We start from the raw sequence: 18,033 nt of genomic DNA, 5'->3' as shown, positions 1-18,033 counted from the left end.
CCCGGCGCCCGGCCGGGCCCGACCCGAGGGAGGACTGCGCGATGGCGCTGCCCGGAAGATCGCGGAACCGGACGACGACGGGGACGGCTCCGCGCGGGCGCGGCCGGCTGGCCGCGGCCGCGCTCGCCGCGGGGATCGGCCTGACCGGTCTGGTCACCACCCCGGCCGGGGCCGACGTCCCGCCGCCGGACGAGGGCTGGACGCTGACCTTCGGCGACGACTTCACCGGCGCGGCGGGTGCCGCGCCCGGCGACGACTGGCAGGTCGACACCGGCCGCGGCTACCCGGGCGGACCGGACGGCTGGGGCACCGGCGAGGTGCAGACCTACACCGCCGATCCGGAGAACCTGCAGCAGGACGGCGACGGCAACCTGGTGATCACTCCGCGCCGGGACGAGTCCGGGGCCTGGACCTCGTCGCGGATCGAGACGCGGCGCGGCGACTTCAAGGCCGCCGAGGGCGGCGTGCTGCGGATCGAGGGCCGCATCCGGATGCCGGACGTGGCCGCGGACGGGGCGCTGGGCTACTGGCCCGCGTTCTGGGCGCTGGGCTCGCCGTACCGCGAGGACCTGTGGAGCTGGCCCACCATCGGCGAGTTCGACATCATGGAGAACGTCAACGCCGAGAACCGCGTGTACGGCGTGCTGCACTGCGACGTCTCCCCCGGCGGTTCCTGCGACGAGACCGACGGCCTGGCCGCGAGCCGGGAGTGCCCGGACAGCACCTGCCAGGAGGCGTTCCACACCTACCGGTTCGAGTGGGACCGCAGCGGCGAGGTCGAGGAGCTGCGCTGGTACGTGGACGGGCAGCAGTACCACTCGGTGCGCGAGTCCGATGTGGACCCGGCGGCGTGGCAGAACATGACCTCGCACGACGGGTACTTCGTGCTGCTCAACGTCGCGGTCGGCGGCCAGTTCCCGGACAAGAACTCCGGGATCACCACGCCGACCGAGGCGACGGAGCCGGGACACCCGATGCTCGTCGACTACATCGCCGTCTACAACCGGTGATCCGCGCGCGGGCGGCCCCTCCGCACCGGAGGGGCCGCCCGGCCGTCACACCTCGGCTTCGAGCAGTTCCGAGGTGACCGCGGATTCGGTGTCGGGGAGGTTCAGCTCCCTGGCCCGCTTGTCGGCCATCGCCAGCAGGCGGCGGATCCGGCCGGCCACCGCGTCCTTGGTCATCGGCGGGTCGGCGAGCTGGCCGAGCTCCTCCAGCGACGCCTGCCGGTGCGCCAGCCGCAGCCGCCCGGCCACCAGCAGGTGGTCCGGCGCGGTGGGGCCGAGCAGGTCCAGCGCGCGCTGCACGCGGGCCGCCGCGGCGACCGCGGCGCGGGCCGAGCGGCGCAGGTTCGCGTCGTCGAAGTTCGCCAGCCGGTTCGCGGTCGCCCGCACCTCCCGGCGCATCCGGCGCTCCTCCCAGGACAGCACGCTGGAGTGCGCGCCGAGCTTGGTCAGCAGCGCGCCGATGGCGTCGCCGTCGCGGACCACGACGCGGTCGGCGCCGCGGACCTCGCGGGACTTGGCCTGCACGCCGAGCCGCCGGGCCGCGCCGACCAGGGCGAGCGCCGCCTCCGGTCCCGGGCAGGTGACCTCCAGTGCGGAGGACCGGCCGGGTTCGGTGAGCGAGCCGTGCGCGAGGAAAGCTCCGCGCCAGGCCGATTCGGAATCGCAGGAGCCGCCGGAGACGACGTGCGCGGGCAGCCCGCGCACCGGACGTCCGCGGGGGTCCAGCAGCCCGGTCTGGCGGGCGAGGCTCTCGCCGTCCTTGACGACGCGCACCACGTAGCGGGTGCCCTTGCGCAGGCCACCGGACGTGATCATGTGCACGTCGGAGGTGTGCCCGAACAGCTCGTGCACCTCCTTGCGCAGCCTGCGCGCCGAGGAACCGCTGTCCAGCTCGGCTTCCACCACGACCCGGCCGCCGACGATGTGCAGCCCGCCCGCGAACCGCAGCAGTGAGGAGACCTCGGATCTGCGGCAGCAGGTCTTGGTCACCGGCAACCGGCTCAGTTCGTCTTTGACCGCCGCGGTCATCGCCACCGGTCACTCCTCCTCTCCAACGCGGCCGCCAGGCTCGCCGCGAGCGCCTCCGGGTCGTGCCTGCCCGGCGCGGCGGGCGAGGCGACAGTGTCGAGCAGAGTTTGCGCACCCAGCCCGGTCGCCGCAGCACGAAGCCGATCAGGTGTCGGCACCGATCCGGCGTCCGCGAGGACGGCGTCCACGGACAACCGCGGTGCGTGCTGCGAGAGTACGTCGAGATGTTGCTCCGGGGAGAAACCCGCCGTTTCGCCCGGTTGTGGGACGAGGTTGAGCACCACCACGCGCCGCGCGCTCGTGGACACCAGCGCCTCGTGCAGCTCCGGGACCAGCAGGTGCGGCAGCACGCTGGTGAACCAGGATCCGGGGCCGAGCAGCACCACGTCCGCGTCCAGCACCGCGCGCACCGCGTGCGGGCAGGCCTGCGGGGTGCGCTGCTCGCCGTTCGCCGCGGTGAGCCGGACCTTCTTCACCCGGCCCGGCGTGCTGGCGATCGCGACCTGGCCGCGGATGGTGCGCACCGCGTCCGGGTCCGCGTCCAGGCCCACCACCTCGGCCTCCATGTCGAGCGGCTCGCCGGACATCGGCAGCACCCGCCCGCGGGCGCCGACCAGCCGGCATGCCTCGTCGAGCACCGCGACGGGGTCGCCGACCACGTCGAGCAGCCCGGCCAGCAGCAGGTTCCCGACGGCGTGCCCGGCCAGCGCCCCGTTGCCGCCGAAGCGGTGCTGGAACACCTGCGCCCAGCGCTGCCCGTTCTCATCCGGCGAGGCCAGCGCGGCCAACGCCTTGCGCAGGTCGCCGGGCGGCAGCATCCCGAGTTCGCGGCGCAACCGCCCGGAGGAACCGCCGTCGTCGGCGACGGTGACCACGGCGGTGACGTCCGGGGTGAGCCGGGTCAGCGCGGCGAGGGTGACCTGCAGGCCGTGCCCGCCGCCGAGCGCGACCGCGCGCAGCGGGCGCTCGGCGGGGTCGTGCGGTGGTGCGGCCGAGCTCACTCGCGCCCCAGGTCCCGGTGGACGGTCTTGACCATCATCCCTTCGTCGTCGGCGAGCCTGCGGGCCATCTCCTCGACGAGGGCGACGCTGCGGTGCTTCCCGCCGGTGCAACCCAGCGCCAGCGTCAGGTACCGCTTGCCCTCCCGGTGGTAGCCGGCGCCGACCAGCCGCAGCAGGCCCTGGTAGCTCTCCAGGAACTCCTCAGCACCTTCCTGCCCGAGCACGTAGTTGCGGACCTCCTCGTCGAGGCCGTTGAACTCGCGCAGCTCCGGGATCCAGAACGGGTTCGGCAGGAACCGGCAGTCCATCACCAGGTCGGCGTCCATCGGCAGCCCGTACTTGTAGCCGAACGACAGCACGGTGACCCGGGTGCGGGTCTCGGCTTCGGTGCCGAACGCGTCCTCGATCTTGGTGCGCAGCTGGTGCACGGACAGCCCGGTGGTGTCCACGACCAGGTCGGCCTCGGAGCGCAGCCGGGACAGCAGCGCGCGCTCGTTGGCGATGCCGTCGGCGAGCCGCCCCTCGCCCTGCAGCGGGTGGCCGCGGCGCACCTGCTCGAAGCGGCGGATCAGCACCTCGTCGGTGGCTTCCAGGAACAGCACCTTCGGCTTGTAGCCGCGGGCGTCCAGGTCCTTGATGACCGAGCCGAGGTCCTCGGTGAACGCGCGGCTGCGCACGTCCATTACGACCGCGACGCGGGTGATCGCGCCGCTGGAACGCGCCCCCAGCTCCACCATCGTCGCGATCAGTTCGGGGGGCAGGTTGTCCACGACGAACCAGCCCAGGTCCTCCAGGCATTTGGCGGCGGTGCTGCGCCCGGCGCCGGAAAGGCCGCTGACGACGGCGACCTCGATGCCCGACTTCTCCTCGCTCACTGATTCTCCCCTTCAGTGCTGGTGTCTCCCCCGCCTGCCCCGGCCGCCTCGGCGGCCAGGGCCGCGCACACGGTCTCGGCGGTACGCCTGCCGAAGCCGGGTACCGCCATGATGTCCTCGATCCTCGCCTGCTTGAGCTTGCGCACCGAACCGAAGTGCTTCAGCAGGGCGGTCTTCCGGGCTTCCCCAAGCCCGGGGACGGAATCGAGCACGGACCGGCTGAGCCGCTTGGAGCGCTTCTGCCGGTGGTAGGTGATCGCGAACCGGTGCGCTTCGTCGCGCACCCGTTGCAACAGGTACAGCGCCTCGCTGGTGCGGGGCAGGATGACCGGGTCGGGCTCGTTGGGCAGCCACACCTCTTCGAGGCGCTTGGCGAGGCCGATCACGGCGACGTCGGTGACGCCGAGTTCGGTGAGCGCGTCGGCCGCGGCGTTGGCCTGCGGCGCGCCGCCGTCGATGACGAGCAGGTTCGGCGGGTAGGCGAACTTGCGGGGGCGGCCGGTCTCCGGGTCGATGCCGGGGGCCGGACCGTCGAGGTCGGCGACCTCGCCGGAGGCGGAGCGGACGTCCACTTCGGACTCGGTGGTGGGCCGCCCGGCGTCCTGGTCCGGTGCGCCGGACTGCCCGGCGGCGAAACCCGGTGTGCCGGAACCCGCCGCGTCGGGTTCTGCTGTGCCGGACGCTCCCGCGTCGGCCTGCCCCGCACCGAGCTGCCCGGTGCCGGTCTCCGCGGCACCGGTCTCCTTGAGGTAGCGGGCGAACCGGCGGCGCACCACCTCGTCGATGGAGCCCACGTCGCCGCCCTCGGCGCCTTCGCGCACCGAGAACCGGCGGTACTCCGACTTGCGCGGCACCCCGTCCTCGAACACCACCAGCGAGGCCACCACGTCGCTGCCCTGCACGTGGCTGACGTCCACGCATTCGATGCGCAGCGGCGCGGTGTCCAGCTCCAGCGCCTCCTGCAGCTCCTGCAGCGCCGCCGAGCGGGCGGTGAGGTCACCGGCGCGGCGCAGCTTGTACTGGGTGAACGCCTCCTTGGCGTTGCGCTCCACGGTCTCCATCAAGGTCCGCTTGTCGCCGCGCTTCGGTACCCGCAGGTCCACGCGGCTGCCGCGCAGCTCGCCGAGCCACTGCCCCAGCGCTTCGGCGTCCTCGGGGACCTCCGGCACCAGCACCTCGCGCGGGACCGGGGTGCCGCCCGCGTCGGCCTGGTCGGCCAGCGCCGCCTGCTCCCCGTAGAACTGGGTGAGGAACCGGCCGGTGAGCTCGGCGAGCTCGGTCTCGGCCTCCAGGTCGATGACCCAGCCGCGCTGGCCGCGCACCCGGCCGCCGCGGATGTGGAAGACCTGCACGGCGGCGGCGAGCTCGTCCTTGGCGAAGGCGATCACGTCGGCGTCGGTGCCGTCGCCGAGCACCACCGCCTGCTTCTCCATGGCGCGGCGCAGCGCTTCCAGGTCGTCGCGCAGCCGGGCGGCCCGCTCGAACTCCAGCTCGGCGGACGCCTCCTTCATCTCGCGGTCCAGCTTGCGCATCAGGGTGTCGGTGCGGCCGCTGAGGAAATCGCAGAAGTCGTCCACGATGGCCCGGTGCTCGTCGGCGTCGACCCGGCCCACGCACGGCGCCGAGCACTTGCCGATGTAGCCGAGCAGGCAGGGCCGCCCGATCTGCCCGTGCCGCTTGAACACCCCGCTGGAGCAGGTGCGGGCCGGGAACACGCGCAGCAGCGTGTCCAGCGTCTCCCGGATCGCCCACGCGTGCGCGTACGGGCCGAAGTAGCGCACGCCCTTGCGGCGCGGGCCGCGGTAGACGTGCAGCCGCGGGTACTCCTCGTGCAGGGTCACCGCCAGCACCGGGTAGGACTTGTCGTCCCGGTAGCGCACGTTGAACCGCGGGTCGTACTCCTTGATCCAGGAGTACTCCAGCTGCAGCGCCTCCACCTCGGTGCCGACGACGGTCCAGCGCACGCCGGTGGCGGTGGTGACCATCCGCCGGGTGCGCGGGTGCAGCCCGGAGAGGTCCGCGAAGTAGTTCGCCAGCCTGCTGCGCAGGCTCTTCGCCTTCCCGACGTAGATGATCCGCCCCTCGGCGTCGTGGAAGCGGTACACGCCGGGGGCGTCCGGAACGGTTCCGGGCGCTGGGCGGTACGTCGACGGGTCGGCCACGGCTCCACCCTACGTGCGCGGCCGACACTCCCCGTCACGGCATCGGGGCCCGCTCGGGGACCTTCGCCCCTGGGTCGTGCCGTCGTCACGCGGTGTCCTGGGAGGCCCGCCGGGGCGGCCCGGCGGAGCGCGCGAGGACGAGGAGTTGATCATCGATGGCGCAGGTCGGGCACGGCGGCGCGCACGCCGTGCGCCGCACCGGCGGCGCTCGGGCGCGAGGGCCGGCGCGGTTCGCCGGGATCATGCTGGTGCTGGTGGGCGCGTTCCACGTGGCCGTGGCGGTGGCGACGGTCGCGGCTGACCTGTTCCTGGTGGTGCTGGGCAGCTACGTGTTCGGCTACGACGTGGCGACGTGGGGCTGGCTGCACCTGGTGCTGGGCGCGCTGGTGGCGGTCGCGGGGGCCGGGCTGCTGACCGGCGGCCGCTGGTCCCGTCCGGCGGCCCCGGCCCTGGCGGTGCTCAGCGCGGTGGCGGGGTTCCTGTTCGTCCCGTACCAGCCGCTGTGGTCGCTGCTGATCATCGCGGGCGACGTGGCGGTGCTGTGGGCGCTGACCGCGAACCGCCCGGCCGACTCCCCCTGACCGGTCCCGCCCGCGGCGGGACCGGCGGGGCGCTCACAGCGGGTGCGGCAACCGGTCGTGCACCGGCAGCAGGCCGAAGGGCTTCGACGGCAGGGTCTGGTACCAGTAGGCGACCGAGGAGATGTCGTCGGAGCGCTTGTTGGCGTGCCCGTGCTCGATGCTCACCTCGATCGACGAGTCGAAGGTGATCGGGTCCTCCACGTGGAACCGGTAGTAGGACACCTGCCCGCTCCAGTTCCGCCCGCCCGGCAGCGTGAGTCCGTGGTAGGGCGCGTGGTACGGCTGGCTGGGACACCAGGCGGTGTTGAAGTAGTCCTCGGTGCCGGTGCCGTGCAGCCGCGGCGGCCACGGCTCACCGTCGATGAAGATCATGTCGTCGCCTTCGCCGTACCAGTTCCAGTCGGTGGTGGAACGCAGGTTGTGCACGTTGAGCACCGACCCGACGTAGTGTCCGCGGCCCTCGGCCCGCAGGATCACGTAGTTGCCCGCCCCGTCGAGGTTGGTGCCGCCGAACAGGAACTCGTCGTTGCTCTGGTCGCCCTGCTCGACGCCGTCGGTGGGGTCCTCGCGGCGCCACTGCGCGTGGAAGTAGCCGAGATCGGGGTCGGCCTGCTGGTACTGCTCGTAGTCGACGTAGTAGTAGAAGATCACCGTTTTGAGGCTGAGCTCGCTGATCAGCTCGAACCGGGCGCCTTCGGCGAAGGGCATGGCGAACCAGCAGTTGAAGCCCTTGCCGTCCTGCGGGCTCATCTGCAGCGGCGCGGACACGAAGTTCTCGGTGCGCCCGTGGCCGATGCCGAAGAAGTCGCCGAGCGGTACCAGCACGCTCGGGTGCGAGGCGTCGTCCCAGGTGATCTTGAGGACGAGCCTGCGCAGGTAGTCGCCCTCCACTTCGGGCCGGTGCGGCCCGTCCTCGACGGCGACCGTGCACCAGATGTGGGTCACCGCACCGGGCCCGGTGAGCCGCGCCAGCTCGCGGCTCTCGCCGGGTTCGAGCCGGATGTTGTCGTCGTTGCCCCCGGTCCGGTCCCAGCTGGAGACCCGCCCCCGCTTGGACTGCCGCAGCCTCGGCAGGTCCCGCAGGCTGCTCCCGAACGTCCCGTAACCGGACATGCGCCCCTCCCAGTTCGCGTGCTGGACCGGTGATCCCGCCCCCGGAGAGTCAACGTTCCGGGACCCGTTCGTGTCGAGATCATTCATCCGATCGGCATTTCCCAAGATCACCGTTTCCGGCGAGCCCGGGCACCGCGGGGAGGGGCGGCCGACCTCAGCGGTTCGGCGGCCGGTAGTGCTCGATGCGGCGGAGCACGCCGCGGATGCGGGCGCCGTGCACCGGCGACAGCGCGTAGCCCGGGTAGCTGGCGAACCAGCTGGCGCTGCCCATGCTCACCGCGTCCGCCCCGGCCCAGAAGTACTCGCGGCAGTCGTCGAAGCTGCGGATGCCACCGGTGCCGATGATCGGCAGCTTCACCCCGGCGTCGCGCAGCTCCTTCACCACGCGCAGCCCGATCGGCTTGATGGCCCGCCCGGACAGCCCGCCGAACCCGTTCTTCAGCAGCGGCTGCCCGGTGTTCGGGTCCAGCCGCAGGCCCTTCACCGTGTTGATCGCGGTCAGCGCGGACACCCCGTGCCGGGCGGCCAGCTTCGCGTGCGCGATGTAGTCGTAGTCCGCGGACAGCTTGAGGATCACCGGGTGGTCGCTGCGCGGCACCGCCTGCGCCAGCACCTGCTCGATGATCGCGTTGAAGTCGAAGTTGACGTTGTGGCAGGAGACGTTGAACTCGACCGCCGCGATGTCGCCGGCGGGCACCGCCGCGTTGACCTTCTCCACCAGGGTGACGAACTCCTCGGGGGAGAACCCGCCGACCGAGATGATCGTGTTCTGGCCGCGGGTGCGCGGGTAGTAGTCGCGCAGGTAGGCGTCGATGCCGACGTTGCACCAGCCGAACGCGTTCATCCAGCCGCCGTCGACCTGGCGCAGCGCCTGCCCGTAGCGCTTGAGCAGCGCCGGGACCTCGTGCAGCGGCCACACGTCCTGGGTGGTGAAGTGGCCCTCGCGCGGCTCCACGGTGACGGTGCGGGTGGTGACGGCGCCGAAGCGCTCCAGCGGGACGAACATCGAGATCGGGCTCATGCCGTAGGGCACCAGCTTGGAGTTCGCGACGCCGTAGCCCAGCAGGCTCGACGCGGTGACCAGCCGGTTGCGCAGGTGGATGTCACCGATCCGGACGGCGGGCGCGCGGGGCTCGTCCCGCACCAGCCGAAGATTTCGCTCCTGGGCCACGCTCACGGTCTCCTCCTCCATCGCCGCCCGGCCGCACCGGTGCCCCGCCCGCTCGGCGGCCGCGCCGGAGCCGGGTCCCGGCGCGCGTGCCGGGATCCCCGGCGCTCGACGCCTGCGCCATTGTCCCTCACCCGTTCGCCCCCTTCACAGGCGCGGTGCCGCGATGATCGGTTGAACTCGCGCAGACCGGGCGAGCCGGTCTCGGCACCGCCCGGGTGGAATGGGCGGCGGACCGGGAATCCACCGGGCCGGACCCGACCCCGAGCGAGAGGACAGCGGTGCCCGAGACGACACCGGCCGAGCCCGGCACGGCCGCGCGGCGCGCGCGGTGGGCGGTGACCGCCTACTTCGTGGTGAGCGGATTCGCGCTGGCCACCTGGACGGCGCGGATCCCGACGATCAAGCAGGACCTGGGCCTCGACGACGGCGGGGTGACCCTGGCGCTGTTCGCGGTCGCCGCCGGATCGGTGCTGGCCATGCAGGTCTGCGGCCACCTCACCGACCGGTTCGGCAGCGCGCGGGTGGTGCCGCCCGCCGGGGTGCTGGTCGCGCTGTCCGGGCTGGCACCCGGCCTGGCGGACGGGCTGGGGACGCTGGTCGCGGGGCTGGTGGTGTTCGGGGCGGCGCACGGGACGATCGACGTGGCGATGAACTCGCACGCGGTGCGGGTGGAGCAGCGCTACCGGCGGCCGATCATGAGCACCTTCCACGCCACGTTCAGCCTCGGCGGGCTGCTCGGCGCCGGTTCCGGGGCGCTGGCCGCGCACCTCGGGGTGAGTCCCGCCGCGCACTTCGCGCTGACCGGGGCGGTGCTGCTGGCGCTGTCCCTGCTGGCCCGGCCCGCGCTGCTGCCGCCGGAGCCCGCGCCGCCCGCCGCGGACGGGCCGCGGGTCCGCGGGTTCCCGATGGCGATCGTGTTCCTCGGCGCGCTCGGGTTCTTCTGCTCCGTCGGCGAAGGGTCGATGGCCGACTGGTCCTCGGTGTACCTGCACGACGAGCTCGGCACCGGGACCGGGTTCGCGGCGCTGGGCTACGCCGTGTTCTCCGCCACGATGGGGCTGTTCCGGTTCCTCGGCGACGGGCTGGTGCGGCGGTTCGGGCCGGTACCGCTGGTCCGGGTGTGCGGGGTCGTCGCGGGCAGCGGGCTCGGGGTGGCGCTGCTGCTGCACCACCCGGTGGCGGCGCTGGGCGGGTTCGCGCTGTTCGGCGTCGGGCTGTCCTGCATCGTGCCGCAGATCTTCAGCGCCGCCGGCCACCGGGACCCGGCGCGCAGCGGGCGGGACCTGGCGCAGGTCAGCACCCTGTCCTACGGCGGGCTGCTGGCCGGGCCGGTGTTCATCGGGCTGCTCGCGCAGGGCTTCGGGCTGTCGGTGGGGCTGGCGGTGCCCGCCGCGCTGGCGCTGCTGGTGGCGGTCGCGGCGGGCGCGGTGCGCCCCGAGCCCGCGACGGCCGCGGCGCCCGGACGGGCGTGATCAGCCACTGCGGGTAACGGCGTAGCCTCCGGAACGCTTGATCGGGTGCCTCGGTGGTGGAGATCGCGATTGATCGACGCCACTGCGGGGAACCCGGTCGATGAGCGTGTGCGCAGCGCGCCGCAGACCGGCGCGCGAATCGGAAGGAGGACACCGTGGGCATCCTCAGCTGGATCATCTTCGGCCTGATCGCGGGTGCGATCGCGAAGTTCATCCTGCCCGGCAGGGACCCGGGCGGCATCATCGTGACGATCTTGATCGGCGTCGTCGGCGGGCTGCTCGGCGGCTGGATCAGCAGCCAGTTCGGCGGCCAGGGCGTCACCGGCTTCAGCGTCATGAGCTTCGTGTGGGCCGTGATCGGCTCGCTCATCCTGCTGATCGCCTACCGGTTGGTCTTCAACCGGTCGCGTTCCTGACGCAGGGGCTCGACGAACGGGTGCCCGGCAGCGATCGCTCCCGGGCACCCGTTTTCGCACCACGTCACTCCCCGCCGCGGCGGGCCTCCACCTCGCGGCGGAGTTCGCGCAGGTCCCGCATGGCCTGCACGGCGTGCGCGCCGTCGGTGGACTGGATCGCCATCACCGAGGCGTACTCGTCCTGCGGCAGCTCCAACCGGGCCCACGCGGCGCCGTCCGGGAAGCTGACGGCCTGCACCTCGTCCCACGAGTAGCGCTGGGTGCCGATCACGTTGCGCACCTCCAGCCCGGACAGGTCGGCGCGCAGCCGCGGCCGCGCCAGCAGCAGCGCCCCGCAGGCCAGCAGCACGCCCAGCCCGGCCATCGCGATCTGGTCCGACACCCGGAAGTACACGCCGGTCGGGGTGTTGCGCAGCAGCACCGCCACCACGGCGAACACGACCACCAGCACCACGGCCACCGGGATCACCACCCGGCGGATCTTGATCGGCCGCACCACCACGGGCCGGACCGCGTCCGAGGACTCCACCGCGTCCCCACCTCCCGCCGGTTCCGGACCGGCCACCTCGTCCCGAGCCTCAGCTGACTGCATGCGTCCAGTTTGCCCGGTAGCGCGGCGCACCCCGCGGCAGCCCTCCGGACGCGGGTCAGCGGGCGCGCAGGTCGCGCAGCACCAGCGCGGTCTCCAGAGCGGCCGCGGTCGCCTCGAAGCCCTTGTCCTCGACCGATTCCGGGAACCCGGCCCGGTCCCGGGCCTGCTGGTCGGTGTCGCAGGTGAGCAGTCCGTTGCCGACCGCCGTCGACTCGTCCAGCGCCACCCGGGTCAGCCCGGCGGTCACCGAGTCGCAGACGTACTCGAAGTGCGGGGTGCCGCCCCGGATGACGACGCCGAGCGCCACCACCGCGTCGTGCCCGCGCGCCAGTTCCTGGCAGACCACCGGGAGTTCGATCGAACCCGGCACCCGCACCACGGTCGGTTCCGGGATCCCCGCCTCGTGGGCGGCGGCGAGCGCGCGCTCCAGCATCCGGCCGGTGATCTTCTCGTGCCAGCGGATGCTCGCGATCGCCAGCTTCAGCCCGTCGGCCCGCGGGACCTCGACGCGGGGCCTGCCTTCTCCGCTCATGCGATGACCCCCGGCCTGCCGAAGCCGGTCTCGTCGCCGTCGCCGGTGATCGAGGAGTCCTCGCCGTCGTCGAGGTGGTTCAACTCGTGCCCCATCCGGTCCCGCTTGGTGCGCAGGTAGCGCAGGTTCTCCGGGTTCGGGCGGATCGGCAGGGCCTCCCGGCCCAGCACCCGCAGGCCGTAGCCCTCCAGCCCGATCCGCTTCTCCGGGTTGTTCGTCAGCAGCCGCATCGACTTCACGCCCAGGTCGCAGAGGATCTGCGCGCCCTGGCCGTAGTCGCGGCTGTCCACCGGCATCCCCAGCGCCACGTTCGCGTCGACGGTGTCGGCGCCGTCGTCCTGCAGCTGGTAGGCCTGCAACTTGTGGATCAGGCCGATGCCGCGGCCCTCGTGGCCGCGCATGTAGAGCACGATACCGCGGCCCTCGGCGGCGACCTTCTCCATCGCCGCGGACAGCTGCGGACCGCAGTCGCAGCGCAGCGAGCCGAGCACGTCCCCGGTCAGGCACTCCGAGTGCACCCGCACCAGCACGTCCTCGCCGTCGCCGATCTCGCCGTAGACCAGCGCCAAGTGCTCGATGCCGTCGAGGGTGCTGTCGTAGCCGAAGGTGCGGAAGGTGCCGTGCGCGGTGGGGATGCGCGCCTCGGCGACCCGCTCCACCTGCTTCTCGAACCGCCTGCGGTAGGCGATGAGGTCGGCGATGGTGATCAGCCGCAGGTCGTGCTCGTCGGCGAAGACCTCCAGCTCGTCGCGGCGGGCCATGTCGCCCTCGGACTTCTGGCTGACGATCTCGCACAGCGCGCCCACCGGCCGCAGCCCGGCGAGCCGGGACAGGTCGACGCTCGCCTCGGTGTGCCCGGGCCTGCGCAGCACGCCGCCGTCGCGGGCGCGCAGCGGCACCACGTGCCCCGGCCGGTGCAGGTCGGCGGCCCGCGAACCGGCGTCCGCGAGGACCTGCAGGGTGCGGGCCCGGTCGCTGGCGGAGATGCCGGTGCTGACGCCTTCGGCCGCGTCGACGGCGACCGTGTAGGCGGTGCCCTTGCGGTCCTGGTTGGAGTGGTACATCGGCGGGAGGTCCAGCCGGTCGCAGTCCTCGCCGGTCATGCCGACGCACAGGTACCCGGACGTGTAGCGCACCATGAACGCCACGAGTTCCGGCGTCGCCTTCTCGGCGGCGAAGATCAGATCGCCTTCGTTCTCGCGATCCTCGTCATCGACCACGATCACCGGGCGGCCCGCCGCGATGTCGGCCAGGGCGCGCTCGATGTCGTCGAACCTGTTGCTCACCGTGTCCCGTGCTCTTTCGCTCTGGGGCTGCGGCGCACCACCGGTGCGCCCGCCCTCGGTTCGGGCTGCCGGGCGGCTGTGCGTTCCCGGCACCGTCATTGTCCTCTCGCCTGCCGGGCTCCGGCCGCCGATCGGGCGGTCAGGACCCGTCCGCTCCGGTACGGGGCCGGTCGAGCTGCGCTGCGGCGAGCCGTTCCAGGTGCTTGGCCAGCACGTCCACCTCGATGTTGACCTCTTCACCCGGTCGGCGCACCCCCAGAGTGGTGAGTTCCCGCGTGGTGGGAATCAGCGCGACGCTGAACTCGGTGCGTCCCGCTCCGACCACGGTGAGCGATACCCCGTCCACCGTGATCGAGCCCTTCTCCACCAGGTAGTGCGACAACCCGGCGGGCAGCTCGAAGCGGGTGAGGTCGCCGTCGGACTCCAGCAGCACGGCCGTGCCGTCCACGTGGCCCTGCACGATGTGCCCGCCGAGCCGGTCACCGAGCGCCATCGCGCGCTCCAGGTTCACCCGGTCGCCCGCGGTGATGTGCCGGATCGCGGAGCGGCGCACGGTCTCGGCCACCACGTCCACGGTGAACCGGCCGGCGCCGGAGTCCACCACGGTCAGGCACACGCCGTTCACGGCGATCGAGTCGCCGTGCTTCGCGTCGGAGGTCACCAGCGGTCCTTCGACGGTCAGCCGCACCCCGTCGCCGTCCTCCTCGACGGACGTGACCGTGCCGAGCTCCTCGACGATGCCGGTGAACATGCTCTTCCTCCTCAGCGGCCGGTGGGCACGGCGCTGACGCGCACGTCCGGTCCGCTCATCGTGGTCTCTTCGATGTCCCACCACCATGCTTGGGAGACGCTCGCCACCCCGGCGTCGCCGAGCGCGGCGGGACCGGCGCCGAGCAGCGCGGGGGCCAGGTAGGCCAGCACCCGGTCGACGCACCCGGCGGCGACGAACGCCCCGGCCAGCGTCGGCCCGCCCTCCAGCAGCACGTCCACCACGCCGCGCCGCCCGAGCTCCGCCAGCGCGGCCGCCGGGTCGCCGCCGGGCAGCCGGATCGTGGCGGCCGAGTCGTCGAAGACGCGCGCCCCGGCGGGCACCTCGCGGTGGCCGACGACGACGCGCAGCGGCTGGTGCGGGCGCAGGCCGCCGTCGGCTTCGCGGGCGGTCAGCTGCGGGTCGTCGGCGAGGACGGTGCCGGTGCCGGCGAGGATCGCGTCGACCTTGCCGCGCAGCTCGTGCACCTCGGCGCGCGAGGTCGCCGAGCTGATCCACTTGCTGGTGCCGTCGGCGGCGGCCGACCGGCCGTCCAGGCTCGCCGCGTACTTCCAGGTGACGTGCGGGCGGCCGGTGCGGGCGAAGTGCAACCAGGCCCGCAGCGGGCCGCGCGCGATCTGCTCGCCGAGCAGGCCGGATTCGACGCGGACCCCGGCGGCGCGCAGCACTTCGGCGCCGCCGGCGGCCTTCGGGTTCGGATCGGCCACGGCGTGCACCACCCGCGCCACTCCCGCCGCGAGCAGCGCCGTGGTGCACGGCGCGGTGCGGCCGGTGTGCGCGCACGGCTCCAGGGTCACCACGGCGGTGCCGCCGCGGGCGCGGTCCCCGGCTGCGCGCAGCGCCATCACCTCGGCGTGCGGCCCGCCGGGCGGCTGGGTCGCGCCGGTCCCGGCGACGGCGCCGTCGGCGTCGAGCACCACGCAGCCCACCGGCGGGTTCGGGCTGGTGCTGCCGCGGACGCGTTCGCTCGCGGCGAGCGCCGCGAACATCGCGGCGCGCACCGGGTCCGCGGTCGCGGCGGTCACTTCCGGGCGTGCGCGAAGTTCGGGGCGGCCTGGGCGCGCAGCGCCTCCACCGCGCGGGCCGGGTCGTCGGCGCCGTAGACGGCGGAACCGGCGACGAAGCAGTCGACCCCGGCTTCCGCGGCCTGCTCGATGGTGTCGGCGTTGATGCCGCCGTCGATCTCCACGATGAGGTTCAGGTGCCCGGTGTCGACGAGGTTGCGGGCGGCGCGGGCCTTCTCCAGCACCTCGGTGATGAACTTCTGGCCGCCGAAACCGGGCTCGACGGACATCACCAGCAGCGTGTCGTAGTGCTTGAGCACCTCGACGTACTGGTCGAACGGCGTGCCCGGCTTGATCGACAGCCCGGCCTTGGCGCCGGCCGCGCGCAGGTCCGCGGCGATCTTCACCGGGTCCTGGGCGGCTTCGGCGTGCACGGTGACGTTGTGCGCGCCCGCTTCGGCGTAGCCGATCGCCCAGCGGTCCGGGTCCTCGATCATCAGGTGGCAGTCCAGCGGGATGTCGGTGGCCTTGAGCAGCGACTCGACGACCGGGAGCCCGAGGGTCAGGTTCGGCACGAAGTGCGCGTCCATCACGTCGACGTGCACCCAGTCGGCGCCCTTGACGGCGTCGAGCTCGGTGGCGAGGCGGGCGAAGTCCGCGGACAGGATGGAGGGCGCGATCATCGGCTGGTTCGACACATGCGGGAGTGTAAATCTCACCCGCCCACCGCCCGCGCCCGCGTCGACCCGACGAGGTGAACCGCCCGCGCGCCCAGGTGAACGGGCGGGCGGTGCCCCGGCCGCGGCTCAGGAGCGCCCGGCGGCCCGGCGGCGCAGGACGTAGTAGGCGACGCAGAGCAGGGCGAGGAACGGCACCCCCGCCTTCCACGCGGTGTCGAACTGCTCGGTGAACGGCGTCGTCAGCAGCACCGCCCCCACGAACAGCATCGCCAGCACCGTCGTCACCGGTGCGCCCGCCAGCCGCACCGGCGAATCCGGCAGCCCCGCGGCGACCCGGTGCCGCCGGAACGCCAGGTGGCTGGCGAAGATGAGCAGCCAGGTGATCAGCGCGCCGAACAGCGCCAGCCCCAGCAGCAGCGGGAACGCGGTGGACTCGGCGAACACCGAGATGCCCGCCGCCAGCACCAGCCCGCCCGCGGACAGCAGCAGCGCCCGCTGCGGCGCGCCGTGGCGGCTCAGCCCGGCGAACCACTTCGGCGCGTAGCCGTCCTGGGCGAGCGAGTAGGTCATCCGCGCCGTCACGTACAGGTTCGTGTTCATCGCGGACAGCGCCGCGGTGAGCACCACGAAGTTCATGACGCCCGCGGCGGCGGGGATCCCGGCGGTCGCGAACAGCGCCACGAACGGGCTCTGCGTCACGTCCTCCTCGGTGGACACCTGGTTCCACGGCATGATCGAGACGACCACCAGCATGCCCAGCACGTAGAACAACCCGAGCCGCAGCACCATGTTCCGCGCCGCCCGCGGCACGTCGCGGCCCGGGTTCCGCGACTCGGAGGCGGTGACGGCGACGGCCTCGGTGCCCAGGTAGGAGAAGGTGACCACGGTCAGCGCCAGCCACACCGCACCGATCCCGTTCGGCAGGAACCCGTCGTGCTCGGTGAGCGCTCCGACGCCGGTGGCGGGGCGGCCGGGCAGGCCGAACACGATGTAGGTGATGCCGAGCAGCACGAACACGACGATCGTGACGACCTTGATCAGCGCGAACCAGTACTCGAACTCGCCGAAGAACCGCACGGCCGAGGCGTTGATCGCCAGCATGACCAGCGAGAACACCACGACGGGCAGCCACAGCGGCAGCTGCGGGTACCAGAACTGCACGTAGAGCCCGGCGGCGACGACCTCGCTGCCGATGTTGACGACCTGCGCGGCCCAGTAGATCCACCGCTGCACGAATCCGGCGAGGCCGCCGAGGTAGCGCTGCGCGATGGGTCCGAACCCGCCGGCCTCGGGGTGCACGACGACCATCTCGGCGAGCGCGTAGGCCAGGGCGAGCGCGGCGAAGGCGGCCACCGCGTAGGCGATGATCACGGCCGGGCCCGCGATGTTGATGGCGAGTCCGGAGCCGAGGAACAGCCCGGTGCCGATCGCGCCGCCGATGGCGATCATGCCGACCTGCCGGCCGCTCAGGTCGCGGCGCAGCCCGCCGCCGTCCGCAGCCCGCTCCGGGTCCGTTCCCGCTGGTTCCAACTCGCCGCCTCCTCGACTGGCGCGCACTCGCGCGCACAGCACCCTAGCGACGCCGAACCCGGAAGCACGCGACAGTCTCCCCCCACCACGGCGCTCCTCCGACCCGAATGCCCTGCCCGCCCACCCGAGCAGACCGAACGGCCCACACCGCCGCCCCGCCCCCACGAGGCAGTTGCCGTTGATCCTGTCAGCGGCGAAGCCGCTGAGCGGCGACCACGCACGCAGCCGGACCACCCGCGGGTTCTCAGCGTTCTCCTCGCGAGGACAGCGTTTTCTCCTGTGGCGGAGCCACCGGTGAAAACGATCCCGCAGCGAGGAGGACGCTGAGGTTCCGCCAGCCGACCACCACCGTCACCGAGGCAGCTCCAACGAAATAGGAGTGCTCTCCTGGACCGAGCGGGAGACCGTGCAGTACCGCTCGATGGCGCGTTCCACCGCGTCGAGCAGCTTCGCCCGGTCGGCGCCGGCGACGGAGCTCAGGTCCACGTCGAAGCGGACCCGCACCTCGGAAAACTTGTTCGGGTCGGCGTCGGTCTTGTCCCGGTCGGCGTGCACCGCGATGTCGGCGTCCGCACCCGCGCGGCGCACCAGCAGGTTCTCGCTGGTGACGGCGGAGCACCCGGCGATGGCGGCGAGCAGCAGCTCACCGGGGGTGAACGCGTCGGGGGCGCCGTCGCGGCCGATGGTGACCTGCCCGCCGCGGCCGTTGGTGGCGGTGAAGGTGTGCTCGGCGGTGCGGTGCACCTCTACCGGTGTGCCTGGCATCTCGTCCTCCGCTGCTGGTCGATGGATCTTCCCGCACAACCGGGGACG

General features: G+C 72.9%; 18 protein-coding genes. 4 read left to right on the top strand and 14 right to left on the bottom strand.

Annotation, left to right across the window (positions count from 1 at the left end):
* Positions 1–41: 41 nt before the first annotated feature.
* Positions 42–1,010 carry a glycoside hydrolase family 16 protein gene (locus H1226_RS08860; RefSeq protein WP_258348343.1) on the top strand — a complete coding sequence of 323 codons (969 nt, stop codon included), beginning with the start codon at positions 42–44 and terminating at the stop codon, positions 1,008–1,010.
* A gap of 45 nt (positions 1,011–1,055) precedes the next feature.
* Here H1226_RS08860 and whiA read toward each other — a convergent pair whose 3' ends face one another.
* From whiA to uvrC, 4 genes are read right to left on the bottom strand one after another with little or no spacing between them, the layout of a single operon-like run.
* Complete coding sequence (gene whiA / locus H1226_RS08855; protein ID WP_224957711.1) at positions 1,056–2,042, bottom strand: DNA-binding protein WhiA; 987 nt, start codon at positions 2,040–2,042, stop codon at positions 1,056–1,058.
* On the bottom strand, positions 2,033–2,995 hold the full coding sequence (locus H1226_RS08850; RefSeq protein ID WP_224957727.1) for a gluconeogenesis factor YvcK family protein: 963 nt from the start codon (positions 2,993–2,995) through the stop codon (positions 2,033–2,035). Before H1226_RS08850 ends, whiA begins: the two co-directional genes overlap by 10 nt.
* A gap of 38 nt (positions 2,996–3,033) precedes the next feature.
* Positions 3,034–3,912: an RNase adapter RapZ gene (rapZ, locus tag H1226_RS08845; protein ID WP_184478207.1), complete on the bottom strand. Its 879-nt coding sequence runs from the start codon at positions 3,910–3,912 to the stop codon at positions 3,034–3,036.
* A complete protein-coding gene (gene uvrC / locus H1226_RS08840; RefSeq protein ID WP_258348339.1) occupies positions 3,909–6,074 on the bottom strand; it encodes an excinuclease ABC subunit UvrC in 2,166 nt (721 codons plus the stop codon). The genes rapZ and uvrC overlap by 4 nt, the downstream gene beginning before the upstream one ends.
* A 155-nt stretch (positions 6,075–6,229) precedes the next feature.
* Between uvrC and H1226_RS08835 the strand changes: the two genes are divergently transcribed.
* Positions 6,230–6,655 carry a DUF7144 family membrane protein gene (locus H1226_RS08835; protein ID WP_258348338.1) on the top strand — a complete coding sequence of 142 codons (426 nt, stop codon included), beginning with the start codon at positions 6,230–6,232 and terminating at the stop codon, positions 6,653–6,655.
* A 33-nt stretch (positions 6,656–6,688) separates the two neighbouring features.
* Here H1226_RS08835 and H1226_RS08830 read toward each other — a convergent pair whose 3' ends face one another.
* Positions 6,689–7,768, bottom strand: coding sequence for a glycoside hydrolase family 172 protein (locus H1226_RS08830; RefSeq protein WP_258348337.1), 1,080 nt, complete (start codon positions 7,766–7,768; stop codon positions 6,689–6,691).
* A gap of 154 nt (positions 7,769–7,922) precedes the next feature.
* On the bottom strand, positions 7,923–8,945 hold the full coding sequence (locus tag H1226_RS08825) for a beta/alpha barrel domain-containing protein (RefSeq protein ID WP_258348336.1): 1,023 nt from the start codon (positions 8,943–8,945) through the stop codon (positions 7,923–7,925).
* A gap of 272 nt (positions 8,946–9,217) precedes the next feature.
* Here H1226_RS08825 and H1226_RS08820 point away from each other — a divergent pair, with 272 nt between their 5' ends.
* Positions 9,218–10,411, top strand: a complete 1,194-nt coding sequence (locus H1226_RS08820) for an MFS transporter (RefSeq protein ID WP_258348335.1) — start codon at positions 9,218–9,220, stop codon at positions 10,409–10,411.
* A gap of 155 nt (positions 10,412–10,566) precedes the next feature.
* Positions 10,567–10,827 carry a GlsB/YeaQ/YmgE family stress response membrane protein gene (locus H1226_RS08815; protein WP_224957717.1) on the top strand — a complete coding sequence of 87 codons (261 nt, stop codon included), beginning with the start codon at positions 10,567–10,569 and terminating at the stop codon, positions 10,825–10,827.
* Positions 10,828–10,891: 64 nt separating this feature from the next.
* Here H1226_RS08815 and H1226_RS08810 read toward each other — a convergent pair whose 3' ends face one another.
* From H1226_RS08810 to H1226_RS08775, 8 genes are all read right to left on the bottom strand, one after another.
* Positions 10,892–11,419, bottom strand: coding sequence for a PH domain-containing protein (locus H1226_RS08810; RefSeq protein ID WP_224957718.1), 528 nt, complete (start codon positions 11,417–11,419; stop codon positions 10,892–10,894).
* Between the two features lie 55 nt (positions 11,420–11,474).
* Positions 11,475–11,951, bottom strand: coding sequence for a 6,7-dimethyl-8-ribityllumazine synthase (ribH, locus tag H1226_RS08805; protein WP_258348334.1), 477 nt, complete (start codon positions 11,949–11,951; stop codon positions 11,475–11,477).
* The gene (locus H1226_RS08800; protein WP_224957721.1) at positions 11,948–13,237 is read right to left on the bottom strand and encodes a bifunctional 3,4-dihydroxy-2-butanone-4-phosphate synthase/GTP cyclohydrolase II; all 1,290 of its coding nucleotides are present in this window, start codon (positions 13,235–13,237) and stop codon (positions 11,948–11,950) included. Before H1226_RS08800 ends, ribH begins: the two co-directional genes overlap by 4 nt.
* Before the next feature lie 139 nt (positions 13,238–13,376).
* A complete protein-coding gene (locus H1226_RS08795; RefSeq protein ID WP_224957722.1) occupies positions 13,377–13,988 on the bottom strand; it encodes a riboflavin synthase in 612 nt (203 codons plus the stop codon).
* Between the two features lie 11 nt (positions 13,989–13,999).
* Complete coding sequence (gene ribD / locus H1226_RS08790) at positions 14,000–14,995, bottom strand: bifunctional diaminohydroxyphosphoribosylaminopyrimidine deaminase/5-amino-6-(5-phosphoribosylamino)uracil reductase RibD (RefSeq protein ID WP_258349377.1); 996 nt, start codon at positions 14,993–14,995, stop codon at positions 14,000–14,002.
* Positions 14,996–15,027: 32 nt separating this feature from the next.
* Positions 15,028–15,693 (bottom strand): ribulose-phosphate 3-epimerase, encoded by a 666-nt coding sequence (gene rpe, locus H1226_RS08785; protein ID WP_224957729.1) that lies wholly within the window; start codon positions 15,691–15,693, stop codon positions 15,028–15,030.
* Positions 15,694–15,816: 123 nt separating this feature from the next.
* The gene (locus tag H1226_RS08780; RefSeq protein ID WP_258348331.1) at positions 15,817–17,220 is read right to left on the bottom strand and encodes an amino acid permease; all 1,404 of its coding nucleotides are present in this window, start codon (positions 17,218–17,220) and stop codon (positions 15,817–15,819) included.
* A gap of 351 nt (positions 17,221–17,571) precedes the next feature.
* Positions 17,572–17,985 carry an OsmC family protein gene (locus H1226_RS08775; RefSeq protein ID WP_258348330.1) on the bottom strand — a complete coding sequence of 138 codons (414 nt, stop codon included), beginning with the start codon at positions 17,983–17,985 and terminating at the stop codon, positions 17,572–17,574.
* Between the last annotated feature and the right edge of the window lie 48 nt (positions 17,986–18,033).

The sequence above is a fragment of the Saccharopolyspora gregorii genome (genome assembly GCF_024734405.1).
Taxonomy (GTDB): Bacteria; Actinomycetota; Actinomycetes; order Mycobacteriales; family Pseudonocardiaceae; genus Saccharopolyspora_C; species Saccharopolyspora_C gregorii.
This window is presented reverse-complemented; position numbering and strand designations above follow the sequence as displayed.